The following is a 25,891-nucleotide window of genomic DNA, read 5'->3' on the forward strand; positions in this document are numbered from 1 at the left end:
CGGAAGTCTTTGCCAAATATACTACTCTATCTGTCGCTGGCCGGGTAGGCCACGAGGAGTTAGTGTGAAGTGCTGCTCTCGAAGCCAGCCACCGTGAGGCGCACCGGCCGGGCCGATACTTTATGTTTCGTCACGCTGCCAAAATCGGTGAGCTTCACTTGGTGCACCTCGCCCAGCGTCGGCACGGCAATGTAGGCGTAGCGCTCCGTAGCTTCCAAAACCGGCTTGTAGGTATCGGCGGCTGGGGTAGCGGGAATGGCCTGGCCTTCCTTTCTCAGGGTGCCGGTGGCGAGGTCGTATACGCGCAGCTTTCCATCAAGGGTAAGAATCAGCAGGTTGCTGCCCGCCTGGTCTACCTTGCACTGTATGGCATCATTGCCAGTATAGATGGGCGTAATCCGGTCGGTGCCCAGGTCGATGAAATAGGCGCCTTTGGTGGCCACGTAGCCAATAAACTTATTGGCTGCCTTGGCATAATAGACGCTGGCCAGACGGAAAGCGCCAAAATCGGCTGGGTTAGCAATCAGGCGCTGCTCGCCCGACTGTTTCACCACCAACACGCTGCCCGAAGTATTAGCAGAGGTAGTAAAACAGCCAAATACGGCGTTCTGCCCGTCGGTGGCGTTGCCATGGATGCTCCCGGTTGTCAGGGTAGAGGCGTGCACTAGGCTACCCGTGCTGCTGACTACGCGCACACTGGTAGGGCTGGCACCAGAGGTAGGGGCAACCGTGACGGCGTAGTTGCCATTGTCGAACTGGGCCATAGCCCCGTGGTGTGGCAGCAGTCCAGCATTGATGGTCTTGAACGTTGCGCCCGGCGTATGAAAATCGGCGTCATTACCAACGCTGAGGGTGCCGTCGCCGTCGTTGAAAATCAGCGACTCGGTGCCTTTGCTTTTGAAATGGGTAGGCTTCGCGCCATTGGCCGTAATGGCAGCCCATTTCGGCGTACCCTTCACATCCACATGGTCTACGTGCGACTCTAGCCCTGTATCAAATACTTCCACCATGTTTTGGCTCTGATACAGCACCGTTGCAAAACGGCCAGAGGCTGTGGTGTACAGGTTGGCCAGCGGAAACTTGGTGTTGAAGGAGGTCACCGAAGCATCGAAGGGAGTTATTTGCGTGAGCTTGGTGTCTTGCTCGTCGCTTACCAATACCCGTACGTAACGATGCTCCTGCTCAGTAGCAGCTACGTCAGGTGCGGCATCTGAGTCGTTGTCGTCGCACGAAGACAACGTTGCCGTGGCAAGTAACGCCAGTAAAAAGGTAGAGGTGGAAAGGTTGAATTTCATAAGAGCAAACTGCCTTGAATGAATATTACATGAAACATTGATGCAATATTAAGATAATTAATGTTAAATGTGCAACTATGTTTCATGTAATCTTCATTTAAGGGGGCTTTCCTCTCGGGCTTATCTAATGGGAATTGAACTCAGAGCTAACGAGGCGCTACTTCGGGTCACATCATTCCACCATAAAAACGAGAAAGCCCCTCATCGGAGGGGCTTTCATGCTTCTCTTAGGGGTAGCTCTTATCTGACTTCTTACCCACTTAAGCTATCGGAAGCGGTAGAGGTTGAGCATCATGGACACGCCGCCATTCGTGCGCCACGAGTTCAGGTTGTCCGTGTCGGAGGTGCGCGTACTCCACAAATTCCACATGATGCCGTTTGAGTTGCGGATCGACCACGCCTGGCTAGCATTTAGGTCTAGCCACGGACCGTACGTGGAGGCGGTGCCGGTGTCTTTCACGAAGATGCAGGCCCACCGCGCAAAGATGGACTTGCCTCCCTGAATGTCCAGTACGGCGTCTTCATCCTGCAAAATACCGCCGGGCGACTTGGATAAGCTGGTGCGAGCGTAGTTCATCGCCTGGACCCCCATGGCCCGGTAGTCGGGGCTGCTGTAGTAAGGGCGCAATTCATTGGCGGCCCCAATGAAGGTGCCTTGGGTATACAGCAAAGCGCCCTCCGTGATTTGGCCCGCTTTGTTCACTGCCCCTTTCACTTCGCCGGTGGCGGGCACATACATCTGCGGCACCAGCCAGTCCATAATCATCTTGGCTTTGTTGCGGTAGCTCACGTCGCCGGTGGCTTTGTAGAGCCGCATGGCGCAAATCACGGCCGGCGCATTCACGCAGGTGTTTTTGGAGAGCTTGTCGGTTTTCCACCACAGGCCCCCGCCCAGCGTGGTGTCCCAGCCGCGGGCCCACACCAGGTCAAAGTTCTGCCGGGCCATATCCAGCATGCCCCCGTCGTTCCAGATCTCGTAGGCGCGGATGCACATCAGAGAGCCCCAGATGATGTCGTCGTTGAACTCGTTGCTGCTCCACAGCAGGCCGTGGGCATCGCGCATGCCGTTGTAGAGGTACTGAATTTTGTTTTTATACTCGGTCGTCGGGTTGACATTGTATGCATCGATGACGGTTTCGATGGCTTCGGCTTGGGTCCAGAAGTCCATGCGCCGGGTCTTAGCCAGATCAAACCAATAGTTGGCCTTGAAGGTAGGGCCATACGTGCCGTACTGGTTGTAGTACTTGTTGTCGTAGCTAGTCAGCGCCAGCAGCGCTTCGCTTTTGGGAACGACGGCCAGCGCGCTGACCTGGGTAGGGGCTATTCCGCCTGTTGCGTCACTGTCGGTGAAAACCTCCTCTTGACAGCCCGAAAGCAGACTCAGCAGCACGGCTGGCAGAATACTCCGGCGCAGGGTGTGCCGTAGGCTAGAAGGCACGGAGGCCTGGGGTTGGGGGCGGTACGTAACGTGGTTCGTTTGCATAGGATGTGGAGTATGGGTGGGAAGGTAGTCCTAGTGACGAGCGGCTTCGTGATCTGGTGACCGGGGTAGGCCATCCAATGCTCTGCGAAGCGTCTCTGCGAAGCGTGCGCTGCGGTACGATGCCGGAGAAGGTACAGGTTTTTTGCTGCCTACGAAACTAGTCCTAAGCAAAAAAGCAGTTCAAGTGCCTCGCTACGAGTGCTGTAGAATAAGGACAGACAGCGATAGGTAGCTGATGCCAGCGCCTTGGCCACACGTATTCCAATATTCCGAGCCTACACAAGTTTTCTCCATAACCACTTGCGAACCGGTTCATCATACCACTTCAAGGCAGCATAAGCCAGCACGATTCCGCCTAGTAAGATAAGTAGCGCATAGGGCCACGCCTGCGTGAGCGTGGTGCCTGGATGATTGCTGATCCAGGCAACATAAAAATAGACTAGCGGGTAGTGCACCAGGTAAAGCGGGTAGAATAGGTCGCCCAGAAACCTACATAGTCTGCTCTCGTGGTGCGTTTGCACCGCGCTACTGGCACCCAGGTAGACGATGAGCGGAAAAAGGAGGATAATGCACACCGATTCATAAAGTCCGTTCAGCCACAGATGCGTCGCGCCGCCCAGGCGCGGCATATACAGAAGAATAGCCAGTAGCAGGCTGCACCAGAAAAAGGCGTTGCGTATGCGCCCCGTGGGCTTGGCTACCCGGGAAAGCAACAGCCCGGCCCCGAAAGGGAACATCGTGCGGGTGAGTCCAATGCGAACCTGTTCCACATTCAGCGTCCAGCCGCCACTAACGTCGCCGTTGGTGATGGCCAAATGAGCTAGGGCAATAGCCGCGATGCCGACCAGGATGCATAAAGCGGTGTTGGAAAATTTCCGGATCCAGATGGCATACAATAGGTTCGCCACGTATTCGAAGAACAACGACCAGCCTACGCTATTCAAAGGGTGCATCTCTTGCCAGCCCCGTATATCCAGCGACAGCGGCACGGGTAGGATGGTATACCCAATGAGCAGCACCAGCAGCATCTTCCAGACGGGAACCGTATGAATGAGTGGCCAGATGGTAGAATCAGTGAAATAGAAGCCGATGGCGCCGAGGGTCATTCCCAGCACTACCATAGGTTGGAGGCGTGCGACCCGGCGTTTTAGAAAACCGCCTACGCTCATCTTGTACCAACGGTCATCATAAGCGTAGCCAATCACGAAGCCAGATAGCAGGAAGAAGAAGTCGACCGCCAAATAGCCGTGATTGACCAGAATATCCAGGTGTCCGGTTCCCAGTGGCTCGGTCAGATGAAAGGTAACCACGATGATGGCCGCAACCCCGCGAAGACCGTCTAAGACGGGGTAGTGGGGTGGAGTGGCTAGCTCCTTGTTGTGTGTTCCTGGCATCAGATCGGCTATACAGGCGAGAAGATAAATCTTTGGCAAAGTATATAAACCGAGCAGATGAAAGGCGCAGTAGGGGTAGGCCTCTTTGCTCTAAGCATGTAGTTTGGTACGACGTGTACCTGCACGAGCAGGGAAAGGCTAGCAGCAATAACCGATTCTTCTCATGCCTAGAATACAAGGGATAAGCGCGAGGCCTAGCGGGCCCTTGGCTCATTCGCGTACCTTCGCGGCTCCTTCCGGCATCTTATACTATTCTCTTTCTTGTGAAAGCTAGTCGTCTCTTTGCACTCTGCGCCCTGTTGCTCTTTGTGAGCTGTTACCCCGCGGCGCATGCCCAAACAGCGTCCACGCCCCTGACCATTGGGCAAACCTTCACGCTGCCGTCGGAGGCGCTGCACGAAACGCGCCGCATCAACGTGTATGTACCACCGGGTTATACCGATTCAGCCGCCATCCGGCTGCCTGTGCTGTACATGCCCGATGGCGGGCAGCAAGAAGACTTCCTGCACGTGGCAGGTTTGGTGCAGGTGCTCACGGGCAATGGAACCATGCGCCCGTTTATATTGGTCGGAATTGAAAATACCCAGCGCCGGCGCGACCTAACCGGCCCCACCAACAGCGAAGAAGATCGGAAGATTGCCCCACAGGTAGGCGGGTCGGCCGCATTCCGGCTGTTTATTCGCACGGAGCTCATGCCCCTAATCCGGGAGCGATACCACACCGCTGCCGAAACGGCCATCATGGGGGAGTCGTTAGCGGGCTTGTTTGTGCTGGAAACACTGTTTTTGGAGCCCGAGCTCTTCGATACGTACATTGCCTTTGATCCTAGCCTGTGGTGGAACAAGGGCCAGTTAGTAGACCAAGCTAAGGCCATGCTACAGGGCTACAGCGGTCCGGCAAAAACGGTGTATGTTGCCTCCAGCAGCGATGATGCCCAGATTCCCGAGTCGCGCCGGCTACCATCCGCGCTGAAGGCAGCGAAGCGCACTATCCGGTGGTATTACGAACCCATGCCCGAGGAAACGCACGCAACAATCTATCATCCAGCCGCGCTGAAAGCGTTGCGCACTGTTTTCAAACCTACTACAAATACAGCTGGTAAGTAACTGTTTATACTTCTAGTATGTGTCCTGCTTCAACATCTTCTTCAAGAGGCACGTAGGCCTGACGCTCCTGGCTTTTCGCAAAGCTCTGTGAGTAGGCTAGGAACTCATCCGCTGAACAGAGCAGATTCTACGTTAGGATAGCGCAGTTCCAAAGTTACCCTCGTGCTGGATTTAATGAGCGCTCATCGGCCTGGTAGCGCACTTCTGCAAACTCGCGCAGTAGGTCGAATACCAGCGGACTTTCGGTTTCTTCTTCCATCAGCTGGTTGCCGTAGATCATGCGGTCGGCCAGGTGCAAGGCCTGGGCCACGCGTGGGTCGTGGTGGTAGTGCGCTACTATCTCGCGGGTAGTCAGGCTGTTGATGCTGTTGTTTTCGAGGGTGCTGAGGTAGTTTTTCCAGAGCGTGATGGCGCGCTCCATATTGGTGAGGGAGCGCGACAGCTCAAACCGCTCGATGTGGCGGGCATACTGCGTGAGGAAATACGCGTGGTTTTTGCGTCGGCGGTACCGCTGGTAGCGCCGACGCAGGCCCTTGCGAAAGCCCAGAACCAGCCCCCCGGCCACGAGTGCCAACACTGCGAAGCCCGCCAGCCAGTAGGGGTAGTTGAAGCGCGCTTCTATGGGCAGTGGTTGCACATTAGCGCGGAGGGTAGGGGTAGGAACACCGGGTTGTAAAGGAGCCGCCGTGCGCGTTAGCTGCACCGAGTCGGGGAGGGCGGGCACCGTGAGCGTATCGCGGCCGCGCAGCACCAGCACAGGCAGGCGCAGGTGCTGCACGGGGTCCAGGGAAAAGGTGCGCAGCAGGTACACAGTGCGGTCGAGGCTGCGGCCCTGGCGGGTGCGGGTGGGCTGGTAGGAACGCCGAATCAGCTCAAACGGCGCAAAACTGGCCGTCGAATCCGGGAAAATTACTTCCAGGTTTGGCGCGTGGCGGTAGGTTAGCTCGTAGCGAATGGGCTGGCCCACGCGCACGGTAGGCTGCACGAAACGGCCACGCGGCAAGGTGTCGGTGCGAGGCGCGGTTTGTCCGTATGCGGTGCTACCAGATAGCAACAAGAGCACCGCCAGTAGCGGCCCTACCCAGGCGGCGCGATTACCCACGGCCGCCCCGCTGGTTGCGCCTCCGAAACAAACTCACCAGCTGCGGCACAAAGTCGGAGTCGGTGGCAATGGATAGAAACTCGGTGCGGTGGCGCCGGCAAATTTGCCCGATTTGCTCACGGGTTTGCTCGTAGGTGGCCCGGTAGCGCGCCCGAAACGCCGCCGAGGACGTGTTGGTCCACACGGTGCGGCCGGTTTCCTGGTCGAGCAGCGGAATGATGCCCAGAGGCGGAAACTCCCGCTCGCGCTGGTCCAGCAGCTGCACCACAATCAGGTCGTGCTTGCGAGCCAGCATGGTCAGCTCCCGCTCGTAGTTGGTGTCGATGAAATCCGAAATCAAGAGCACAATGCTGCGTCGCTTCAATAGGCCCAGTGCCTGCTTGATGCCCTCGGCTACGTTGGTTTGGCGCGAGCGGGGCTCCAGGTCAAACAACCGCTTAATGAGGGCGTAGGCGTGCCGAATACCCTTGCCCGGCGACAGAAACAGTTCTTTTTGATCCGAAAACGCAAAAATGCCCAGTTGTGCCTCTTGCCGGGCGGCAGCCAGCGCCAACAGGCCGCAGATGTCGCGACCCACATCGAGCTTGCGCCTACCTTGGGCGCCTACCTGCTGCGAGGCACTCACATCAAGCAGCAATAAAACCGACTGTTCGCGTTCTTCCTTGTACGTCTTGACGAACGTGCCGTGGCCTTTGCTGGATACGGCCCAGTCGATGGCGCGCACCTCGTCGCCGTATTGGTAGAGACGTACATCATCAAACTCCAACCCCGTGCCCTTGAACACCGAGCTGAAATCGCCCTGTAGCTGCGCGTCGGCAGTTTTGAGAATACGTATCTCCATTTGCCGCAAACGGCGCACAAGTTGCTGGAAAGGCGTGGATTCGGGCGTATTCATCACGGCTAAACTACGGGATCTGGCTAACTTTGCCCACGTGAAAACTCTTTTATCCTACGCCCTGCTGTCTTTGAGCCTGTTGCTGAGCAGTTGCGACCGGCCCGAAATGGCCGTACCACCCGCCCAACTGCTCTCCAAAGAACAGATGCGCGGCATCCTCATCGACCTGCACATCTTGGAAGCGCGCATCGAGTCGGGCCGCCTGAGCACCGATTCAGCGCGGGCGCTCTACAACGAGCAGCAGCGCCTGGTATTGCAGCAGCACCAAGTCACGGATTCGGTCTTTCAGCAGAGCTACCGCTACTACGCCATCCACGACAAAGACTTGGATGGTATCTACGGGGAAATTATCGATAGCCTGGCGGCCCGCGAAAAGAAGCTGGAAGAAGCCAGCCAGAACAATCAAACGAAATAGCTATTGTTCGCACTCACTCGGCATAGCCGAGTGAGTGCAGGAGAGCATGGAATGCGAGTGTAGGTTCAAAACTTCACCATTCTTATAATAAACGGCTGCCGTTGGGCACAGGGCTAGCCACTGTGGCCAGCACAATATGCCCATCGGCATCGGGTGTGCCCGTCACGAGTACCTCGGAGCGAAACGGGCCGATTTGTTTGGGCGGGAAGTTGACCACGCACCACACTTGGCAGCCTATGAGGTCTGAAGGCTGATAATGGTGCGTAATCTGGGCGCTGGATTGTTTTAGGCCGATTTTAGGTCCTAGATCAACCAGCAACTGGTAGGCTGGCTTACGCGCCTGCGGGAATTCGCGGGCTTCTACAATGGTGCCCACGCGCAAGTCGACGCGCGTGAATTCGTCCCAAGAAAGGGGAGCGGGAGTGGTGGATTCTGCCATACGTAACGCCAAGGTAGCACTTCACGCAAGGTCAACGGTTCTTATTGCGCCAAGGCGAACTGCTCCAACTGCGCCAGCTTTTGCTGCACCTGGGTTTCCCATAGCTGCTGTTGCGGCTTGTTCAGGCCGTGGTTGGTGGCCTGGTCGTAGCGGGCTTCCTCGCGCTGCCACTCCGAAAACATGGCTTTGGTCAGGTTCTGAAACTTGGGTTGCAGATGCTGGCAATCGAACTGCGTTTGGCTCAGCTTCTGGCGCATGCGGCGAGCATACAGCTCCGTGATATCGAAGTGCAGCTGCTCGTGGCGCAGCAGCTCGGGGCTGGCCTTGGTGGCCTCTCGTACCCACGATTCAGTGGGCATAAAGACAGCCTGCACCTGCGAGGAAAACACGAAATCCTTGCAGCCCACCTGCACATCAATATTGGCTGAGGTGAGGGCCGCCAAGCGGTCAGCAGGGGTAGGCTTAGTCTTGAAATCGGCCCAGGTGAGCTTGCGTTGCGCCGACCACGCAATAACCTCGGGCTTAGGAGGCGCGGTTTGGGCGGGCGTAGGAACGGAAAAAAAAGCCGCCCAGCAGCAGGCTAGGCAACAAAAACGAGAAGAAGGACATGGCAGACAGGAATACTACTTCCGTGCCAACGCTGAAAGGGAGTTTTTTAGTTGCAAGATAGTGAGATGGTGAGTTGTGAGGTTGCAAATGCAGAAGCGTCTGTCATCCTGAGCTTGCGAAGGACCTTATCACGCGTGAACGACAAGCGTAACCAACGACTCGTTCTAACATGAGAAGGTCCTTCGCAAGCTCAGGATGACAGCCGTATTCTTTATTCACAACCTCACCACTCAATGCGCCATTACAATCCGTTCCGAACTCACGGCTGCCGGCGTTTGGGCGCTGTGCTGCCGGAAGCGCCAGAGCAGCACGCCCGCTACCAGCGTGAGGCCGGTGAGTAGCCCTACCCATACGCCGGTTGCACCCCAGCCCAGCCCGAAGCCCAGGCCATAGCCTATGGGCAGCCCTACCGCCCAATATGCCAGCAAGGCCACTATAGAAGGTACTTTTACATCTTCCAGACCGCGCAGCGCGCCCAGCCCTACCACCTGCAAGCCATCGGATACCTGAAACAGCGCGGCAATAAGTAGCAAGCCAGCGGCTTGCTCTACCACCAGGGTTGTGTCGTTGTATAGGTAGGGAATCACCTGGCGGCCTGCTACCAGTATGAGGCCCATCGTGCCCATAAACAGGAAGGTGAGCCAATAGGCTGTAAAGCCCGCCTGTCGGGCGCCGGGGCCGTCGCCGAAGCCGTAGAAGTTACCTACCCGCACGGTGGCCGCGGCCGCAATGCCGCTGGCCGCCATATAGGTAACGGAAGCTACGTTGATGGCAATCTGGTGGGCAGCCAGCGGCGTAGCGCCCAACCAGCCAATCATGATGGCGGAAAAGCTGAAGGCGCCCATTTCGAACATCATCTGCACCCCAATGGGCGCGCCCAGGCCCAACAACCGGCGCAGCGTAACGACATCGGGGAGGAACTGCGTGCTGGCTGCTTCGCGGTAGGGTTGCAGGCGGGCCGCCCGCAGCACGTAGGTGCCCATGAGCACGGCCATCAGAATGCGCGCCGTGAGCGTGGCCCAGGCCGAGCCCATCAGCCCCATTGGGGCTATACCGAAGTGGCCGAAAATCAGGACGTAGCATAGGAAGGCATTCACTACGTTGGCCATGATGGACAAGTACATGGCTTGGCGGGTGAGGCCCAGACCTTCGGCAAACTGCTTGAACGCCTGAAACAGCATCAGCGGCACGTAGGACAGGAACAAGACCTGAATCCAGGGGCGGGCCAGGGCCTCTACAGCCGCCGGCTGGTTCAGGTAGCGCAGCAGCGGCGTTAGGGCAAAGCCCAGCAGCGCCAGCACCAGACCGGCCGCCAGGCACAGCCACACACCATTCACCAGCAGCCTGCCCAGCGCAGGCACGTCGCGGCGGCCATTGGCTGCGGCTACCAGCGGCGTGATGCCCAACGACACACCTAAGCCTAACACTAGCCCTACCGTGCTCGTGCTCACACCCAACGAAATTGCGGCCAAAGACGTAGCCGCCAACGCAGGCGGGTCAATGTGGCCTACCATCACACTGTCGCAGACGTTGACGAGCACGTGGCCCAACTGGCTCAGGACCACCGGGTAAGCCAGCAGCAAGGTGGGTTTAATGTGTGGACGAAGCGCGGTGAAAGACATAGCAAGCAGATGAATGGGCCGGCAAAGGTAGCGTAATGCGGAGCACTGCCGTTCACCCCACCCCCAGCCCCTCCCCTCCGGGAGAGGGGTGCCAATCAACATCAGAATGATTCGTCAGAACGCACCCCTCTCCCGGAGGGGAGGGGACGGGGGTGGGGTAACCGACAGCGCTCTAAATTCACTTGCGCATTGCTTCTAGCGCCATTCGCAGCCGGGCCAGGGCCTCAGTCAGCACCGCGGGCTCTACGGCGTATGAAAGCCGCACAAAGCCCGGCGTGCCGCAACTGGTGCCGTCTACCACCTCTACCCCGTTGGATTTTAGATGGGTCACCAGGGCAGCCGAAGCAACCTCTTTCGATTCGGCTGGAGGTAGGTAGGCGCGCAAATCGGGGAAGGCGTAGTAGGTGCCGGCCGGCGGGGGTAGGGCGGGCACGTGGGGTAGGGCAGCCAGGGCGTACAAGAGCTGGGCCCGGTTGGGCGCCAGCCGGGCCAACAGGTCGGCCGCAATGGCAGCGGCGGCTTCTACGGCCGCTTGGGCTGCCGCCTGGGCCGGCGCGGGCACCGATTTGCCGGTGGCAAACTGAATGGCCGCACACTTGCGGGCCAGCGCTGGCGGCACTACCAGGTAGCCCACACCCCAGCCCACCAACTCCAGCGACTTCGAGAAGCCGTTGAGCACCAAGTGTTGCGCGTGCGGGTCAGGGAAGGAAAGCAGGGTAGGAGTTGGGTCCTCGCCAAACTGCACCAGGTCGTAGATTTCATCGGAGAGCACCAGTAGCTCCGGGTGTTGCTGCGTGACTTCCAGCAGCGCCCCTACCTCGGCCCGCGTGTAGAGGCGGCCGGTGGGGTTGTTGGGATTGGTGAGCAGTAGCACGCGGGTGCGGGGCGTGAAGGCCTCCGCGAGTTGCGCCGGGGTAAAGGCGTAGTTATCATCAGCAGAAAGCGGGAGCAGCCGCACCACGCCGCCCGCCCGCTGAATCACCTCCCAGAAGCCAAACCACGCGGGCGTCGGCACCAGCACTTCGTCGCCGGGTTGCAGCACGGCTTGCAGCAGCGTGAGCAGACCCGCTTTGCCGCCGGGCGTCACCACCACGTGCTCGGGCGTGACGTGGGTGGCGCCCCACTGCCGGTAGTGCGACGCCAGAGCCGCCCGTAATTCCGGTTGTCCTTCGGCCGCCGATACGGGCAGGGCCCGGTTGCTGCGCAGAGCAGCCGTAGCCGCTTCCACCGCCACGGCGGGGTAGGGTAGGGGCCGTAGCCAGAAGCCAGACTAACCAGAAGCGAAGAGGACATATACCAGAGAAGTCAGAAGATAGAAAGGAAGCCGCAAGCTAGGCCGCGGCTACTCAGGTGCCAGCACCACGTCGGCGAAATAAGCCTGCGCATCCGAGAAGGAATGCACCAGTGTGAGCCCGACATCCTGGCCCAGCTGCTCGATTTGGGGTAGGGTGAACTTGTAGGAGTTTTCGGTATGAATCATCTCCCAGGCCGCAAACTTCACGTGCAAATCCAGGGCGGCAAACTGCACCGTTTGGGCGCGGGTACTCACCAAAAAGGAGCGCACAGCCCCGCTCAGCGGGTCATAATCGGTGTAGTGCTGCCAATGCTCCAAGTCGAAATCGGCACCCAACTCGCGGTTCAGGCGCTTGAGCAAATTGAAGTTGAACGCCGCCGTAATGCCCTGTGTATCGTCGTACGCCGCCCGAATCAGGCGCGGGTCTTTTTGTAAGTCGAAGCCAATGAGCAGCCGGTCGTCGGACGAAAGCGGCCGGGCTACGCTCCGCAGGAATTCATGCCGATCCTTGGGTAGGAAGTTGCCGATGTTGGAGCCCAGAAACAACACCGCTTTGCGGCCGGGCCGGGCGGCCAGCAGCGTCAGCGCATCGGCGTAATCGGCCGTTACGGGCTCCACGGGTAGCGTCGGTAGCTCGTCGGTCAGGCTGGCTACTAAGCCATCCAACGCACCCGTCGAAATATCTACCGGCACGTAGGTGAAACGGGCGCCGGTATCGAGTAGATGACGGAGTAAGATCTTGGTTTTTAGACCGTCACCAGCTCCCAACTCCACTAGAAAAAAATGCTCGTCGGCGGCTGTGGGGCGTAGTGCATCGGCAATGGCGGCCTGGTGCGTCGTGAGCAAGGCAAACTCGGTGCGAGTAGGGTAGTACTCCGGCAGCGCCATAATCTGCTGAAACAGTCGGCTACCCTCGTCGTCGTAGAAATACATCGACGACAGCATTTTGGGCGTGCGGCTCAGGCCGTCGGCTACGTGCTGGCCCAGATCAGTAGCAGAAGCGGGTGCTGCTGGCTCAGTGGAGGTAGGGGAGGAGAGGTGGGGCATGAAAGAAAAAGTATCGGGTGCGGTTTTACAATGAGATTGTCATCCTGAGTGCAGCGAAGGACCTTATGCCCGCAGAACGAGTCGTTGCTACGTCTGTCGTTCAATCGTGATAAGGTCCTTCGACACTGGCTTGATGCGCCACATGCTCAGGATGACAGACGTTACCGGGCCAAGCGAATACCCGTGAACTGCCAGCGCTTATCGGCGTGGAAGAAGTTGCGGTAGGTAGGGCGAATGTGGCTTTCGGGGGTGGCGCAGGAGCCGCCGCGCAGTACCAGCTGGTTCACCATAAACTTGCCGTTGTACTCGCCCAGTGCCCCAGCCGCACGCTGGTAGCCAGGGTAGGGATGGTAGGGCGAATACGTCCATTCCCAAGCGTCGCCGAGGAGCTGGTGGCACTGGCTGGGGTCGGCATCGGCGGGGAGGGGCTGCGGGTCAAAGAGGCCGCTTTCCAGGAAGGTGCCGGCCGCCGTGGTAGGCTGAAACTGTCGGGCCGCAATTTCCCATTCCTGTTCCGTGGGCAAGCGGTGGCCGGACCACTGCGCGTAGGCATCAGCCTCGTAAAAGCTGATTTGCGTGACCGGCGCGGCCATGTTCAGGGGTTGCAAGCCGTGGTGGGTGAAGCGCAGCCATTGCCCATCTCTCTCCACCCAATACAAGGGAGCCTGCCAGCCTTCGCGCTGCACCAGTTCCCAGCCTTCGCCCAGCCAATAGCGGAAATCCTTGTAGCCGCCGGCCTGTATGAATTCCAGGTATTCGGCGTTGGTTACCAGGCGGTTTTGTAACTCGAAGTCAGCCACGTAGGTATCGTGTACCGGTAGCTCGTTGTCGAAGCAAAAGCCAGTACCCTCGTGGCCCATACGCTGGATGCCTCCGGTTACAGGCAGCCAGGTAGCGGCGGGGGCTGAGGTAGCTGGTTTCTGGTCGGCTGGCGCGGGTAGGTAGGCGGGTGCCAACGGGCTGGTGCTCAGAATGTATTTGATGTCCGTAGCCAGCAGCTCCTGGTGCTGCTGCTCGTGCTGCAAACCCAACTCAAACAGCTCGGCAAACGTGGCGGGTAGGGTGTCGGCTAGGGCCAGCAGTTGAGCCATGTGCGCGTCTACGTGGGCGCGGTAGGCGTACACATCGGCCAGCGGTGGGCGCGAGATGGTGCCGCGGTCGGCACGGTTCACGCGGCTGCCCAGCGAGTTATAATAGGAGTTAAACAGGTAGGCGTATTCGGGGTGGAATACCGTGTAGCCCGGCAGGTATTCGCGCAGCAGGAACGTCTCAAAAAACCAGCTCATGTGCGCCAAGTGCCATTTGGGTGGGCTCACATCGAGGGTAGGCTGCACCACGGTATCCTCGGCCAGCAACGGGTGGCACAGCGCCACCGATTGCTCGCGCACGGCTTGGTAGCGGGTTAGCCAGTTGGTATTGAGGGTGGTAGGGGTAGTGGTAACGGTAGTTGGGGAAGCAGTGGTAGACATACTAGTGGAGTTGGCAGGTTGTTAATACGTACGGCAAAAGGTAGGCGTTGGACAACGAATTGTGATAAATACAGCTCTCTGCAAGCTCATCCGTATTTATCGCGGCGTGGTGCGGTAAGTAACTATACTGTTCAGTATAAACCTTGATTTATAGGCATAAAAGCGGTCCTTTCTTTTCTTTTTATCGTCTCTTGTCCTGACTTGCTTACGCAGATGGCAAGTTCTATTCTTCATCCTTTTACCACTAAGCGCTATGCAAACCAACGCCACTTCCTCCACAACCACTCGTCGTCCAGCACAGCGCCGGGCCAACAAAACAGTTACGAAGAGCCCCCGCGGTTTTGCCGCCATGGACCCTGAGCAGCAGCGCCGCATTGCCAGCGAAGGTGGAAAAGCCTCGCACGCCAGCGGCCGCGGACACCGTTTCACCTCGGAAGAGGCTCGCGCTGCCGGCCGCAAAGGTGGTATGGCCAGCCGCACACGTCCGGAGACGGCTACCCGCTAGGTAGTTGCTATACTTACTACATGCGTAAACCCTTGGCTAAGCCAAGGGTTTATTTTTTTGTGGCAGCCAACCGAAATCAACGTGCGCTGTTGTGTACCGACGGCCCACACGCCACCGATTTTCTATGCTTACGCTCCGCTACTCGCACCGCCCGCTTCGCTTCAACTTCCCGGCCCGCACCTCGCGCGGCGCCCTCACCGAGCACGTGGCCTGGTACCTGCACGTGCACGACACAGCTCAGCCCAGCGTGGTAGGGCTGGGCGAGGCCGCCCCACTAGCTGGCCTCAGCCCCGACTATGGCCCCGGTTTCGAGGCGCAAATTCAGGCGTTGTGTGCCGAGTTCAACCGGCGTGCCCTGGCAGAGCTACTACCCGAACACGCGCACCAGTTGGTGGGAGAAGACCTGCCGGCCCTGCGCTTCGCCCTCGAAACGGCCCTGCTTGACCTGCAACACGGCGGCCGACGCTTGCTCTACGATACGCCGTTCAGCCGGGGCGAGGCGGGCCTACCCATTAACGGGCTGGTGTGGATGGGCGACGCGGCCTTCATGCGCGAGCAGATCCAGAAAAAGCTGGCCGACGGCTACTCCTGCCTGAAGCTGAAAATCGGAAGTCTGGATTTTGCCACGGAATTGCAGCTGCTGCGCGAAATCCGGGCGGTGGCCGGCCCCGATGAGTTGACGCTACGTGTGGATGCCAACGGGGCCTTTGCACCCGCCGAGGCGCTGGCCAAGCTAACGGCGCTCAGCGAGTTTGCTATTCACTCCATCGAACAGCCCATTCGGGCAGGGCAGTGGCCGGAAATGGCTCGCATTTGCCAAGAGTCGCCGGTGCCGGTGGCTCTGGATGAGGAGTTGATTGGGATACCGGCCGAAGAACAAACGGCGTTGCTCTCGACAATCCGGCCGGCCTACATCATCCTGAAACCAACCCTACTGGGTGGGCTGCAACGCACGCTCCAGTGGCTGCACACGGCCAACCAGCTGAGCATTGGCTGGTGGCTGACCTCGGCGCTGGAGTCCAATGTGGGGCTGAATGCCATCAGTCAGTTTGCCGGGCAGTACGTAATGGATGGCTTTCCGCAGGGCCTGGGCACGGGCCAGCTGTACCACAACAACGTGGCGGCACCGCTGCACATCCAGGGCGGAGCGCTGCACTACAATCCGCAGGGTGTGTGGGAATTGCCGGAGTAGGCTAGGGTAGGGGTGAAGTGGCGGCGCGTACGTTTTTTGCGTATCTTACCCAACGCCCTTTCCTACCCTGTATGCTCTTGGTTCAAGTACTTACACTGATTTTTCAGGGTAGTCGTTTGTGGCTGCTGGCGGCGCTGCTGCTAAGCGCTGGGCCATTGGTAGCGCAGGAAAAGCCAGCCTTTCGGTTCGAGCGGCCACGGGCGCGCCGCATCAGCCTGCCGTTTCTGTTGCAGCGCAACCTGGTTATTGTGAGTGCCCGGCTCAATGGGCAGGGGCCGTACAATTTTCTGCTCGATTCGGGGGTAGGGATTTCTATTCTCACCGATCCGGCCGTAAAAAACTTCCTGCAACTGCGCACCGGCGAGGAAATCCGGCTGATGGGCGCCGGCGAATCGGAGCAGCCGCTGCTGGCCTACCGTGTAGATAGCGTGCAAGTGCAGCTGCCAGGCGCGGTAGCACCGGCCCTCACGTTCTTCACGCTTTCGGAGGACATACTCAATTTGTCGGCCTATGTAGGAATGCCCATTCACGGCATTTTGGGCTATGATGTGTTCCAGAGTTTTGTGGTGGAAATCCACGCCGACCCGGCCCTGCTCTACCTCCACGACCCTACCCGCTACCGGGCGCCCCGCTCGCGGCGGTGGGCCCGCATTCCACTAACGCTGCGAGCCAATCGCACCTACCTAACCACCGCCGTGCAGCTCAACGACACCCTGACGATGCCCCTAAAACTGCTTCTGGACACGGGCGCGGGTCATGCCCTGTCGCTGGAAACCGGCTCGGCGTCTGATATTCCCCTACCCCAACGTCGGCTGCGGGCGCAGCTAGGGCTAGGCCTGAGTGGCAACATCAACGGCTACCTGGCGCGGGTACAGAGCATGCAGCTGGGGCGCTACCGGGTGAAGTCGCTCCTCACATCCTTCCCCGATGCGCAGGAAGTACGCCTAAAGACCACCGTGCCGCGCGACGGTGGCCTGGGCTTCGAGCTGCTCAAGCGCTTCACCACCATCATCGACTACCAGCGGGGCGTGCTGCTGCTGCGCCCCAACGCGCTCTACCACGACCCCTTCGAGCACGATATGAGCGGCATTGACTTGCTGGCGGTTGGTACCGACTACCACCGCTACCTCATTTTGAAAGTAGAGCCCGGCTCGCCCGCCGCCGCCGCCGGCCTGCAACCCGACGACGAATTACTCATCATCAACATGCAGCCTACCGGCAACATGACGCTCACGCAAATCAGCCGCCTGCTACACTCCGGCGACAAGCGCGAATTGATATTCATCGTGCGCCGCCCCAATGGGGAGCTGTTCTCTACGAGCCTGCGCTTGAAGCGGCAGATATAGGGTAGGGCTGGGGTAGAGAGTAGTGTAAAAATGAAAAAGGCCTATCATCCTGAGTGGAGCGAAGGACCTTCTCATGCGTGAACGAGTCGTTAACACGATTGTCGTTCACGCATGAGAAGGTCCTTCGCCCCACTCAGGATGACAGGCCTTTTTTTAGTCTATCAGGACCTAAATTAACCCTATTTCAACTGCATATCCTCGATAATCGCCTGAATGCGCTGATCCAACGTACGGTCGGCCAAGTCGAAATCCACAGTAGATTTCAAGGGTTGCTTCACGCTGAAGTAAAACTTAATTTTGGGCTCGGTGCCGCTGGGACGGGCCGAAATTTTGCTGCCGTCTTCGGTCAGGAACTGCAATACATTGCTGCTTTCCAAGCCAGTGTCGGTGGTTTGGCCGGTTTTCTGATCCGTGATTTTGCCGGTTTTGTAATCCCGGATTTCCACCACTGGCGAGCCGGCGATGGTAGCGGGCGGGTTGGCGCGCAGGTCGCGCATCATCTCCTGAATTTCCTCGGCGCCGCGCTGGCCCTTCTTGGTCAGCGAAATCAGGTGTTCTTTGTATAGGCCGTAGTCGGCGTACATCTGCACCATTTCTTCGTAGAGCGTGCGGCCTTTGTCTTTGGCCACGGCCGCCATTTCGGCCACCAGCGCACACGCCGATACAGCATCTTTATCGCGCACAAAATCGCCAATCATAAAGCCATAGCTTTCCTCACCGCCGCAGATATACGTTTCCTTACCCTCCAGGTCGCGGATGATGCCGGCAATGTATTTGAAGCCCGTGAGCGTGTTGTAGGCCGTCACCTGGTAGCGATTCGCAATGTCGCCCAGCACGTCGCTGGTCACAATCGTATACACGATGAAGTCCTTATCGGTCATCTTGCCAGCCTGCTTGCGGGCCGACAGCATATATTGCGTGAGTAGGGCAGCTGTCTGGTTGCCGTTCAGCAGCACCCATTCGCCTTTGTCGTTTTTCACACCCATGCCCACGCGGTCAGCGTCGGGGTCAGTGGCTAGCACAATGTCGGCGTCCAAGGCTTTAGCCTGATCTAGCGCTAATTGCATAGCAGCCTTTTCCTCGGGGTTCGGCGACTGCACCGTAGGGAAGTTGCCGTCGGGGGTAGCCTGCTCCTGCACCACGTGCACGTTCTGGAAGCCAAAGCGCTCCAATGCTTTCGGTACCAGCGTGATGCCGGTGCCATGTAGTGGGGTAAATACGATTTTCAGGTCCGACTGGCGCTGAATAGCGGCCGGGTTGATGCTGAGCTGCTGTACCTGCCGGAGGTAGGCCTCGTCCAGCTCCGGCCCAATCAGGTGAATCTTCGACTCGTCGGCCTGGAACCTCACCTTATCCACCGACTGAATGCTCTGCACCTCCTCAATGATGTTCTTATCGTGCGGTGCTACCACTTGGGCGCCGTCGTTCCAGTACACCTTGAAGCCGTTGTACTCCTTGGGGTTGTGCGAAGCCGTGATAACGCAGCCGCTTTGGCAGCCCAGGTAGCGGATGGCAAACGACAGCTCTGGGGTAGGGCGCAGGGCATCAAACAAATACACCGTGATGCCGTTGGCCGAGAAGATATCGGCCGCAATGCGCGCAAACTCTTTGCTGTTGTTACGCGAGTCGTGGGCAATGGCCACTTTAATTTCCTGGCCGCCAAACGAGTGCAGCAAGTAGTTGCTTAGGCCCTGCGTGGCCATGCCCAGCGTGTAGCGGTTCATGCGGTTGGAGCCGGCGCCCATCACGCCGCGCAGGCCACCGGTACCAAACTCCAGGTCGCGGTAGAAGGCATCGTTGAGCGCATCGTCCTGGCCGGTGGCTACCAGCTGTTGGATATCGGCTTTGGTGGTCGCATCGTAGTTGCCGGAGAGCCAGGTATTGATTTTCTGCTGAACGTCGGGGGAGAGAGCCATAAAAGGGAATTGTGGAAGTAAAAAAAGTCGGTCTTTTGAGAACGGCGGTAAAGAAAAGAGGTTTACACAATATCAGCGCGAAAAGCACTGGCGAATCTCCGTTACTACGTAAAAGAGGCCTGGAGCGAACTTGCGAAAACAACTGTTCGTTGGCCCGTATACTAGTCTGCCGGTAGGCCCTTCGTGGGTTTCTACGCCCTGCCACCGTAGAAATGTAGGGATTCCTCCCCACCTTTGTATCGTTAACTCTAACCTCCGCCGTTGTACCACCTATGAACGTTACTGAACTAAACCAAGCCCTCGTTACCCTGATTGAGAAAAAGCAGGAACTGCAAACCCTCACCTACGACGACGCCCGCTACGACGACGTAGAAGAAGAACTGCACGATCTGGAAGATGATTTCAACGACGAGTACGGCCAGTTTCTGGAAGAAGCGCTGGAGAAAGTACACGACGACCTGGGCTCCGATACCGACGTGCTGCTGCCCACGGCCTACCTGCCCGCCAACATCAGCGGCGAGCCTACCCCCAAAGAAGGTGTCTGGATCGACTCGGAGAAATACTCCGGCAAGGAAGCCCGTCTTACTTTGATACCTAACCCTACTCGCCTTTTTCTGACGGTAGGCAAGACCGTGCGTCAGGAGGTGTGGAAAGCATAAGCTAGAAAGAATCTACTGTTGAAACCCAGGTTGCGCTAGCGTAGCCTGGGTTTTGTTTTATATATTATATGCCGCATATTCCGTTAGCGTAACTGAATCTGTTTAGAGAATCGCCAAAACGTCATGCTTGATTTGGCGTCCGCTTGTCGAAGCATGACAGATAGAAGATGACTTGCTAAAAAATGCTCAGTTCTATCAGAATTACCCTTTAGCTTGCTACCCATTATGAAATTACCTCAACTCCTATCTGTATTCATGCTGGGCGGCTTTCTAAGCGCGTGCGGACCGTCTTACTTCCTCACCATGAAACCCACGGCGGCGGATACTATCTGGTATGAAGGACGCGAAATGATGCTGCAAGAGCAGGACAGTATGCTGGTGCAAATGAGCTTCGTGCGGTATGAAGGTAGAGAGTTGGTGTTTGAGGCAGTAGTAGAAAATGGCTCCTCGCAGCCTATTTTGGTGGCCCCCGAGCAGTTTTACTACCAACCCGTGGTTACCCAGGCCGCAACGGCAGGTACCGCCACCAATGTGCCGGGGCGTGTAGCGGCCATCGACCCAGAGCAACGCATGCAGCAACTGGAAACGCAGCTGGCGTACGAATCCAAAGAAGCCACCAAAGTCAGTTTCGGCGAATTGCTCACCACGCTAAGCCACATTACAGAAAATGTGGCCAGCATCAAGAAAGAAGAGACGGAGAAAGAGATAGACGAGCGCGAGGAACGGCAGCAAAGCGAGCGAGACTACTACACCAACCACCGCATAGACCACAGCATAGCGGCCGACCAGGTACGATACACGAAGGAGGAGGTAGAGCAACGGCTGTTGCGCAAAAACACGTTGCCACCGGGCCAGTACATCCGCGGCTACGTTTACTTTCCGCGCACCGATGCGGCCGATGTTATTCGGGTAGTAGTGCCTGTCAACGAGCAGCAGCCCGCCACGTTCGATTTCACGCAAGACCGGACGAAGCAGTAGCTTCAGAAAGCAAAAGCGCCGGCTCGTGGGAGTCGGCGCTTTTGCTTTGTGGAGATTGTCTACACGAATTCGGCTAGCTCTAGCCACCGTTCGCCTTTGGTATCCAACTCTGTATCAATTTTCTTAAGGCGGGCCGCCCAGTCGGCCAACTCCTGGGGTGTGCCGCTGCCGCTGCTGAGCTTGTCTACGAGTTGCTGCTTCTCGTTTTCCAATTGCTCAATGGCAGCTTCCAGCGTTTCGTATTCCTTCTTTTCAGCGAAAGAGGCCTTGCGCTTGGGCGTCGCCGCAGGGGTAGGGGCTGCCGGGGCGGCAACAGGCGCCACCCCAGCAGCGGCTTTGGCCGTTTTGGCAGCTTGCTGCTGATACTCGGCCGTGTTGTGCTCTTTCTGCCACTCGCGGTAGTCGGTGTAGTTGCCGGGGAAGTTGTGCATCACGCCGCCTGGCTCCAGCACAAATACGTGCTCCACCAGCGCATCCATAAAGTAGCGGTCGTGCGACACGATAAGCAGACAGCCCGCGAAATTTAGGAGGAAATCTTCCAGGATATTCAGCGTGATGATGTCTAGGTCGTTGGTCGGCTCGTCCAGAATCAGGAAGTTGGGGTTCTTGATGAGTACACGCAATAGTTGCAAGCGGCGCTTCTCGCCTCCGCTCAGCTTGCTTACCAACGTATACTGCTGCGCCGGCGGGAACTGGAAGTGCTGCAAAAACTGCGAAGCCGTTACCACGTCGCCGTTGGCCATTTCCACTACCTCGGCCACTTCCTTCACAATGTCAATCACACGCTGCGATTCATCGAATTCCAGCTCGGTTTGGGTGTAGTAGCCAAATACGGTAGTCTGGCCCGCATCTACGGTACCCGAGTCGGGCGCCAAGCGGCCCGTGAGCATGTTGAGCAGGGTAGACTTGCCCGCACCATTCGGCCCAATTAGGCCAATGCGGTCCTTTTTCTTGAACACGTAGCTGAAATCGTCCAGCACCACATGGTCGCCAAACTGCTTGTGCAGGTGCTCTACCTCAATGATCTTGCCGCCCTGGCGGGTCGTTTTCACCGACAACTCCAGCTGCGGACCGCCAATCTTGGTTTTGGCCTTCTCCTGCGTTTCGTAGAACGCGTCGATGCGGGCTTTCTGCTTGGTGCCGCGGGCCTGGGGCTGGCGGCGCATCCACTCCAATTCCTTGCGCAACAGGTTGCGGGCTTTTTCCACCTCCACGGTTTCCATCTGCTCACGCTCGGCTTTCTTCTCTACGAAGTAGGAGTAGTTGCCCTGGTATCGGTGCACGCGGCCCTGGTCCAGCTCCACAATTTCGTTGGCTACTTTATCCAGGAAATAGCGGTCGTGGGTTACCATCAGCAGCGTGAGGGTAGGGGAGGCCAAGCGGTTTTCGAGCCACTCAATGGTATCGAGGTCGAGGTGGTTGGTAGGCTCGTCCAGAATCAGTACATCGGGCTCCTCAATCAGCACGCGGGCTAGGGCCACACGCTTGCGCTGCCCACCCGACAAGTTGCTGACCTTACGTTCCAGCAATTCACCCAGGATACCCAGTCGGCCCAGAATCTGCTTCACCTGCGAGTCGTAGTCCCAGGCATTGTGCGTGTCCATCAGCTCCAGCACCCGTTGCAGCTCGTTGGGCGAGTGGTTGGGGTCGTTTACCACGTGCTCGTAGTCGCGGATGGCAGCGAGGGTAGCGTTTTGGCTGGCAAAGATGGTTTCTTCTACCGTCAGGTTTTCGTCGAACACAGGCTGCTGGCCCAGGAAGGCCACGCGTGTTTCCTTGCGCACGCTCACCGAGCCCGTATCGCCGGGCTCAATACTGGCCAGAATGCGCAGCAACGTGGTTTTGCCGGTGCCGTTGATGCCGACCAGCGCCACGCGCTGCCCTTGTTGCAGGCCAAAGTTCAGGTCGCGGAACAACCAACGGTCGGCGTAATTTTTCGAGATATTCTCAGCGGAAAGCAGATTCATGCTACAAAGGTAAGATAAGGACCATCCTAAAGCTTCCTGTCTCTCTGCATTTCACATGGTTGAGGAAAAACAGCAGCGCAATTATCCAGTCCTGGCGGATGAAAGGCTGATAAGTATGCGTTTAGTGCGCCTGATGTAAATCCCAAGCAAAGCACGGTGTATATTATATGATTTATTCGATAAAATATTGATTAATTAATAATTATAATGCAAATAAAGGTTGCGGGAGTTGTATTATTTTATCAGACAGTTACATTTATGTGAACCGTCCGATAAAGCCATTTTTGAGTTATTTATTGGCTTTTATCTCTGTATGTACAGGAATTGAGTTTTATTTAAAGTAAGTCATATCGCATAAGAATAAGACAATTGTATGAACATCGCGGGGATTTCTGCTATAGTTCGGGTATGTGGCGGCTTGTTATGCTGGGTAGGGCTGCTGGGTATGCCCACTACCTATGGGCAAGCTGAGCGCCGGGCACCGGTGCGTGTAAACCAGCCCTCCAAAGCAGATTCCAAGCTGCCGGGCAAACAAGAAAGTCGGCAACTCTCTCCCAAGAAAGTGGAAGAGGCCCTGCGCCTACTGCTCCGCGCCGATTCGCTCCAGTCCACTCAGGCGCCTATTGGTGGCCCCGAAGCGAGCGGCCTGGTAATGGACCAGACGGTGACGAAGATTGGCCACGATTTCTACGATGCCTTCTACGCCGGCTTCGAGGCGCCCGTGGGTGTGCAAGACTTTCTGGTGACGATCAGCGAGCGACCGGCCCGCGGCAACTCGGCCTTGGTAGCCGTGAGCGTCAACAACGAAGACTTGCTTGAATTTCCGTTGCAACCGCGGCAGGAGTTGGTAGAGGAAGCTGCCAATCAGGCCATTGCTCTGGCAATAGAATACCTGCAAACCAGTCAGGAAATCAGCCGCCAGCTGGAGCGGGGCGAGCGGCGCACCCTGGAAGTATACTAGCCGCCGTCCTACCCTACTACAGCCACTTATCTCTCCACCCTCTTATCTACCCTTCTCCCATGAAAATGCTTCGCTTCTGTTTGGTGCTGCTGAGTGTGTACCTGCTGCCGGGTTTTGCGCAGGCGCAAGATTTCATATATGAGCCGAAGAACCCCAATTTTGGGGGCGGCAACTCCTTCAACTATTCCTGGATGCTGAGCGCCGCCACGGCCCAGGATACCAACAAAGACCCCAACAGCAGCCGCGCACAAACTGCCACCGACCCGCTGGCCGACTTTGCGGCGGGCCTGAACCGGCAGATTTTGAGTCAGCTAACAGACCGGTTTATTACCTCGCAGTTTGGGCAGGGTAGCACCGTGAAGGCGGGCACTTACCAAGTAGGCGGCTACCAGATTCAGGTGACGCCGGGAAGCGCGGGGGTGGTTATCCAGATTTCTGACCCGGCCACCGGCAACCAAACCACCGTCACTATCCCTAATATCCCGTAGGCGCGGGCTGCCTACCCGCTGCTATCAGTTCGTTTACCCGCCCCATCCCACCCGTATGAATCTACGCTTACTCCGCTACCTACCTGTAGTATGCGGCCTGCTGTTGGCTGGCTGCACGCCCTATTTTCACCAGCCTTTCGGCACGGAGCGCGCCCGGTTGGGTGCCGAGGTAAACGCCAACCGCGAGATGCGAAACCTGCCCGCCCCTAAAGCCCGCACGGTAGTGGCTGTGTATAAGTTTCGAGACCAAACCGGCCAATACAAGCCCCAACTCAATGGGTCTAGCTTCTCCACGGCCATCACGCAGGGGGCTACCACCATTTTGCTGAAAGCCTTGGAAGAATCGGGGTGGTTTGACCCGATTGAGCGCGAAAACCTGGGCAACCTGCTTAACGAGCGCAAAATCATTCGCTCCACGCGCGCCGAGTTTGCCGAGCAAACTGGTGTGAAGCAGCCGGTGCTTCCTCCGCTGCTGTTTGCGGGCGTAATCCTGGAGGGCGGCATCATATCGTACGATGCCAATATGCTGACCGGCGGGGCCGGCCTGCGCTACTTTGGGGCGGGTGCCTCCGGGCAATACCGGCAAGACCGCGTGACGGTGTACCTGCGGGCCATCAGCACCAGCACCGGCCAGATTTTGAAGACCGTATACACGTCCAAAACCATTTTGTCGCAGCAGGTAGACGCCAGCCTGTTTCGCTTCGTGAAGTTTAAGCGGCTGCTGGAAACCGAAACCGGCTTCACCTACAACGAGCCCAGCGAGATGGCCGTGAAGGATGCCATTGAGAAGGCTGTGCAAGCCTTGGTATTCGAAGGTATTCAGCTAAACCTGTGGGCGGTGCAGGACTCGACGGAGCGCACGGGTAGCAAAATGCTGGCCTATGTACGCGAGCGGGAGTATGGCCTGCACTACGACGTGCTGGGCCGGCAGGTGCTGGAGCGCCATCCGGCCGTTCACGCCACCCTCACGGCAGGCGCCCAACGCTACGCCGGCGACTTTGCCAATCCGCGTGTTACGCCCGTAATGCAGGGCAAACTGCTGTACCAGCTGGAAGGTGGCCGCTGGCTACCCTTTGTGTCGGTTGGAGGCGGGCGCTTGGCCACAGAGCGCTTCTTCGACCAGACAATCTATTACGCCGAGGCGGGCGTGCAGATGCGCCTGCTACCCACCGACCGGCTCTCGCCCTACCTAACGCTGGCCGGAGGGGCTACGCAGCACGGCCGCGGCAACGAGACCGGCCCGCGCGGGATAGTGCCCCACGCTACCCTGGGCGTGGGCCTGGAGTATCAGCTAAGCGGCAAGTGGTGCGCTACCGGCAGCGCCGACGGGCGGCTATTTCTGCGCGACAACCTAGACGGCGCAAGCGTGGGCCAGTACAACGATAACACCACCTCCCTACAAGTGGGGTTGACCTATATAATAGGCAACGCAAAAAGGCGTCCGAAAACGGCTGGTAATTAGAAGAAAAAAATATGGTGAAAACAGTGGAATAGTACTGTTTTGAGAGTAGGAAAAGGATTAGTACTAATAACCGCTAATAGTATAATTATTTTTACATAAAAAAATATTATTTCAATACAAAATCGTTTGCGGTTTTGTTTCACACCCCTATATTTGACTTGTTCTTCCGGAAAGAGCAAGAAAAATTTTCTGATAGCGGCAGAGGGTATCTGTTGCTAAAACACAACATAATCATACTTATACCTCC

Annotated in this window: 23 protein-coding genes; 10 read left to right on the forward strand and 13 right to left on the reverse strand. The window is 57.6% G+C overall.

Annotation, left to right across the window (positions count from 1 at the left end; all coding sequences use genetic code 11):
* Positions 1 to 59 precede the first annotated feature (59 nt).
* The 3 genes from F1C16_RS03695 to F1C16_RS03705 all read right to left on the reverse strand — a co-directional run bounded on the left by F1C16_RS03695 (position 60) and on the right by F1C16_RS03705 (position 4,172).
* The gene (locus tag F1C16_RS03695) at positions 60 to 1,295 is read right to left on the reverse strand and encodes a hypothetical protein (RefSeq protein ID WP_185283019.1); all 1,236 of its coding nucleotides are present in this window, start codon (positions 1,293 to 1,295) and stop codon (positions 60 to 62) included.
* Positions 1,296 to 1,560: 265 nt separating this feature from the next.
* Positions 1,561 to 2,778, reverse strand: coding sequence for a glycoside hydrolase family 76 protein (locus tag F1C16_RS03700; protein ID WP_185283020.1), 1,218 nt, complete (start codon positions 2,776 to 2,778; stop codon positions 1,561 to 1,563).
* Positions 2,779 to 3,053: 275 nt separating this feature from the next.
* The gene (locus F1C16_RS03705) at positions 3,054 to 4,172 is read right to left on the reverse strand and encodes an acyltransferase (RefSeq protein ID WP_185283021.1); all 1,119 of its coding nucleotides are present in this window, start codon (positions 4,170 to 4,172) and stop codon (positions 3,054 to 3,056) included.
* 308 nt (positions 4,173 to 4,480) lie between these two features.
* Between F1C16_RS03705 and F1C16_RS03710 the strand changes: the two genes are divergently transcribed.
* Complete coding sequence (locus tag F1C16_RS03710; RefSeq protein WP_219733395.1) at positions 4,481 to 5,278, forward strand: alpha/beta hydrolase; 798 nt, start codon at positions 4,481 to 4,483, stop codon at positions 5,276 to 5,278.
* A 154-nt stretch (positions 5,279 to 5,432) separates the two neighbouring features.
* Here F1C16_RS03710 and F1C16_RS03715 read toward each other — a convergent pair whose 3' ends face one another.
* Positions 5,433 to 6,380, reverse strand: coding sequence for a hypothetical protein (locus F1C16_RS03715; RefSeq protein ID WP_185283023.1), 948 nt, complete (start codon positions 6,378 to 6,380; stop codon positions 5,433 to 5,435).
* The gene (locus tag F1C16_RS03720) at positions 6,373 to 7,275 is read right to left on the reverse strand and encodes a DUF58 domain-containing protein (protein WP_185283024.1); all 903 of its coding nucleotides are present in this window, start codon (positions 7,273 to 7,275) and stop codon (positions 6,373 to 6,375) included. The genes F1C16_RS03715 and F1C16_RS03720 overlap by 8 nt, the downstream gene beginning before the upstream one ends.
* A gap of 37 nt (positions 7,276 to 7,312) precedes the next feature.
* Between F1C16_RS03720 and F1C16_RS03725 the strand changes: the two genes are divergently transcribed.
* Entirely contained in the window at positions 7,313 to 7,690 is a 378-nt protein-coding gene (locus F1C16_RS03725; protein ID WP_185283025.1) for a DUF4296 domain-containing protein, read from the forward strand.
* 82 nt (positions 7,691 to 7,772) lie between these two features.
* On the opposite strand, the gene F1C16_RS03730 is transcribed toward F1C16_RS03725, so the two are convergent.
* The 6 genes from F1C16_RS03730 to egtB all read right to left on the reverse strand — a co-directional run bounded on the left by F1C16_RS03730 (position 7,773) and on the right by egtB (position 14,170).
* The gene (locus tag F1C16_RS03730; protein ID WP_185283026.1) at positions 7,773 to 8,129 is read right to left on the reverse strand and encodes a tRNA-binding protein; all 357 of its coding nucleotides are present in this window, start codon (positions 8,127 to 8,129) and stop codon (positions 7,773 to 7,775) included.
* A gap of 41 nt (positions 8,130 to 8,170) precedes the next feature.
* The gene (locus tag F1C16_RS03735) at positions 8,171 to 8,572 is read right to left on the reverse strand and encodes a DUF922 domain-containing protein (protein WP_185283027.1); all 402 of its coding nucleotides are present in this window, start codon (positions 8,570 to 8,572) and stop codon (positions 8,171 to 8,173) included.
* A gap of 396 nt (positions 8,573 to 8,968) precedes the next feature.
* The gene (locus F1C16_RS03740; protein ID WP_185283028.1) at positions 8,969 to 10,360 is read right to left on the reverse strand and encodes an MATE family efflux transporter; all 1,392 of its coding nucleotides are present in this window, start codon (positions 10,358 to 10,360) and stop codon (positions 8,969 to 8,971) included.
* 178 nt (positions 10,361 to 10,538) lie between these two features.
* A complete protein-coding gene (locus F1C16_RS03745; protein ID WP_185283029.1) occupies positions 10,539 to 11,594 on the reverse strand; it encodes a pyridoxal phosphate-dependent aminotransferase in 1,056 nt (351 codons plus the stop codon).
* A gap of 108 nt (positions 11,595 to 11,702) precedes the next feature.
* The gene (egtD, locus tag F1C16_RS03750) at positions 11,703 to 12,701 is read right to left on the reverse strand and encodes an L-histidine N(alpha)-methyltransferase (protein WP_185283030.1); all 999 of its coding nucleotides are present in this window, start codon (positions 12,699 to 12,701) and stop codon (positions 11,703 to 11,705) included.
* 161 nt (positions 12,702 to 12,862) lie between these two features.
* Entirely contained in the window at positions 12,863 to 14,170 is a 1,308-nt protein-coding gene (gene egtB, locus F1C16_RS03755; RefSeq protein WP_185283031.1) for an ergothioneine biosynthesis protein EgtB, read from the reverse strand.
* Between the two features lie 253 nt (positions 14,171 to 14,423).
* On the opposite strand from egtB, the gene F1C16_RS03760 reads away from it, so the two are divergent.
* The 3 genes from F1C16_RS03760 to F1C16_RS03770 all read left to right on the forward strand — a co-directional run bounded on the left by F1C16_RS03760 (position 14,424) and on the right by F1C16_RS03770 (position 17,213).
* A complete protein-coding gene (locus tag F1C16_RS03760; protein ID WP_185283032.1) occupies positions 14,424 to 14,675 on the forward strand; it encodes a KGG domain-containing protein in 252 nt (83 codons plus the stop codon).
* Positions 14,676 to 14,799: 124 nt separating this feature from the next.
* A complete protein-coding gene (locus F1C16_RS03765) occupies positions 14,800 to 15,867 on the forward strand; it encodes an o-succinylbenzoate synthase (RefSeq protein ID WP_185283033.1) in 1,068 nt (355 codons plus the stop codon).
* A gap of 71 nt (positions 15,868 to 15,938) precedes the next feature.
* Complete coding sequence (locus F1C16_RS03770) at positions 15,939 to 17,213, forward strand: aspartyl protease family protein (RefSeq protein ID WP_185283034.1); 1,275 nt, start codon at positions 15,939 to 15,941, stop codon at positions 17,211 to 17,213.
* 179 nt (positions 17,214 to 17,392) lie between these two features.
* Here F1C16_RS03770 and F1C16_RS03775 read toward each other — a convergent pair whose 3' ends face one another.
* On the reverse strand, positions 17,393 to 19,129 hold the full coding sequence (locus tag F1C16_RS03775; RefSeq protein WP_185283035.1) for a phospho-sugar mutase: 1,737 nt from the start codon (positions 19,127 to 19,129) through the stop codon (positions 17,393 to 17,395).
* Between the two features lie 272 nt (positions 19,130 to 19,401).
* Between F1C16_RS03775 and F1C16_RS03780 the strand changes: the two genes are divergently transcribed.
* Positions 19,402 to 19,788, forward strand: coding sequence for a hypothetical protein (locus tag F1C16_RS03780; RefSeq protein ID WP_185283036.1), 387 nt, complete (start codon positions 19,402 to 19,404; stop codon positions 19,786 to 19,788).
* Between the two features lie 225 nt (positions 19,789 to 20,013).
* The gene (locus tag F1C16_RS03785; protein ID WP_185283037.1) at positions 20,014 to 20,766 is read left to right on the forward strand and encodes a hypothetical protein; all 753 of its coding nucleotides are present in this window, start codon (positions 20,014 to 20,016) and stop codon (positions 20,764 to 20,766) included.
* A 59-nt stretch (positions 20,767 to 20,825) separates the two neighbouring features.
* Here F1C16_RS03785 and F1C16_RS03790 read toward each other — a convergent pair whose 3' ends face one another.
* Positions 20,826 to 22,733: an ABC-F family ATP-binding cassette domain-containing protein gene (locus F1C16_RS03790; RefSeq protein WP_185283038.1), complete on the reverse strand. Its 1,908-nt coding sequence runs from the start codon at positions 22,731 to 22,733 to the stop codon at positions 20,826 to 20,828.
* A gap of 445 nt (positions 22,734 to 23,178) precedes the next feature.
* Here F1C16_RS03790 and F1C16_RS03795 point away from each other — a divergent pair, with 445 nt between their 5' ends.
* The 3 genes from F1C16_RS03795 to F1C16_RS03805 are packed head-to-tail and all read left to right on the forward strand — an operon-like array spanning position 23,179 to position 25,644.
* Positions 23,179 to 23,694, forward strand: coding sequence for a CsgE family curli-type amyloid fiber assembly protein (locus F1C16_RS03795; RefSeq protein ID WP_185283039.1), 516 nt, complete (start codon positions 23,179 to 23,181; stop codon positions 23,692 to 23,694).
* A gap of 59 nt (positions 23,695 to 23,753) precedes the next feature.
* Positions 23,754 to 24,182 carry a curli production assembly/transport component CsgF gene (locus F1C16_RS03800; RefSeq protein ID WP_258049019.1) on the forward strand — a complete coding sequence of 143 codons (429 nt, stop codon included), beginning with the start codon at positions 23,754 to 23,756 and terminating at the stop codon, positions 24,180 to 24,182.
* 55 nt (positions 24,183 to 24,237) lie between these two features.
* Entirely contained in the window at positions 24,238 to 25,644 is a 1,407-nt protein-coding gene (locus tag F1C16_RS03805) for a CsgG/HfaB family protein (protein ID WP_185283040.1), read from the forward strand.
* The last annotated feature ends 247 nt before the right edge of the window (positions 25,645 to 25,891 follow it).

Origin of the sequence: Hymenobacter sp. NBH84 (assembly GCF_014217645.1) — a bacterium.
GTDB classification, from domain to species: Bacteria; Bacteroidota; Bacteroidia; order Cytophagales; family Hymenobacteraceae; genus Hymenobacter; species Hymenobacter profundi.

Bases quoted from the DNA above. Each gene is read 5' to 3' on its own strand.
- F1C16_RS03695 (WP_185283019.1), bottom strand. From the start codon at position 1,295: ATGAAATTCAACCTTTCCACCTCTACCTTTTTACTGGCGTTACTTGCC.
- F1C16_RS03700 (WP_185283020.1), bottom strand. From the start codon at position 2,778: ATGCAAACGAACCACGTTACGTACCGCCCCCAACCCCAGGCCTCCGTG.
- F1C16_RS03705 (WP_185283021.1), bottom strand. From the start codon at position 4,172: ATGCCAGGAACACACAACAAGGAGCTAGCCACTCCACCCCACTACCCC.
- F1C16_RS03720 (WP_185283024.1), bottom strand. From the start codon at position 7,275: ATGAATACGCCCGAATCCACGCCTTTCCAGCAACTTGTGCGCCGTTTG.
- F1C16_RS03730 (WP_185283026.1), bottom strand. From the start codon at position 8,129: ATGGCAGAATCCACCACTCCCGCTCCCCTTTCTTGGGACGAATTCACG.
- F1C16_RS03740 (WP_185283028.1), bottom strand. From the start codon at position 10,360: ATGTCTTTCACCGCGCTTCGTCCACACATTAAACCCACCTTGCTGCTG.
- egtD (WP_185283030.1), bottom strand. From the start codon at position 12,701: ATGCCCCACCTCTCCTCCCCTACCTCCACTGAGCCAGCAGCACCCGCT.
- egtB (WP_185283031.1), bottom strand. From the start codon at position 14,170: ATGTCTACCACTGCTTCCCCAACTACCGTTACCACTACCCCTACCACC.
- F1C16_RS03760 (WP_185283032.1), top strand. From the start codon at position 14,424: ATGCAAACCAACGCCACTTCCTCCACAACCACTCGTCGTCCAGCACAG.
- F1C16_RS03765 (WP_185283033.1), top strand. From the start codon at position 14,800: ATGCTTACGCTCCGCTACTCGCACCGCCCGCTTCGCTTCAACTTCCCG.
- F1C16_RS03770 (WP_185283034.1), top strand. From the start codon at position 15,939: ATGCTCTTGGTTCAAGTACTTACACTGATTTTTCAGGGTAGTCGTTTG.
- F1C16_RS03775 (WP_185283035.1), bottom strand. From the start codon at position 19,129: ATGGCTCTCTCCCCCGACGTTCAGCAGAAAATCAATACCTGGCTCTCC.
- F1C16_RS03780 (WP_185283036.1), top strand. From the start codon at position 19,402: ATGAACGTTACTGAACTAAACCAAGCCCTCGTTACCCTGATTGAGAAA.
- F1C16_RS03785 (WP_185283037.1), top strand. From the start codon at position 20,014: ATGAAATTACCTCAACTCCTATCTGTATTCATGCTGGGCGGCTTTCTA.
- F1C16_RS03790 (WP_185283038.1), bottom strand. From the start codon at position 22,733: ATGAATCTGCTTTCCGCTGAGAATATCTCGAAAAATTACGCCGACCGT.
- F1C16_RS03795 (WP_185283039.1), top strand. From the start codon at position 23,179: ATGCCCACTACCTATGGGCAAGCTGAGCGCCGGGCACCGGTGCGTGTA.
- F1C16_RS03800 (WP_258049019.1), top strand. From the start codon at position 23,754: ATGAAAATGCTTCGCTTCTGTTTGGTGCTGCTGAGTGTGTACCTGCTG.
- F1C16_RS03805 (WP_185283040.1), top strand. From the start codon at position 24,238: ATGAATCTACGCTTACTCCGCTACCTACCTGTAGTATGCGGCCTGCTG.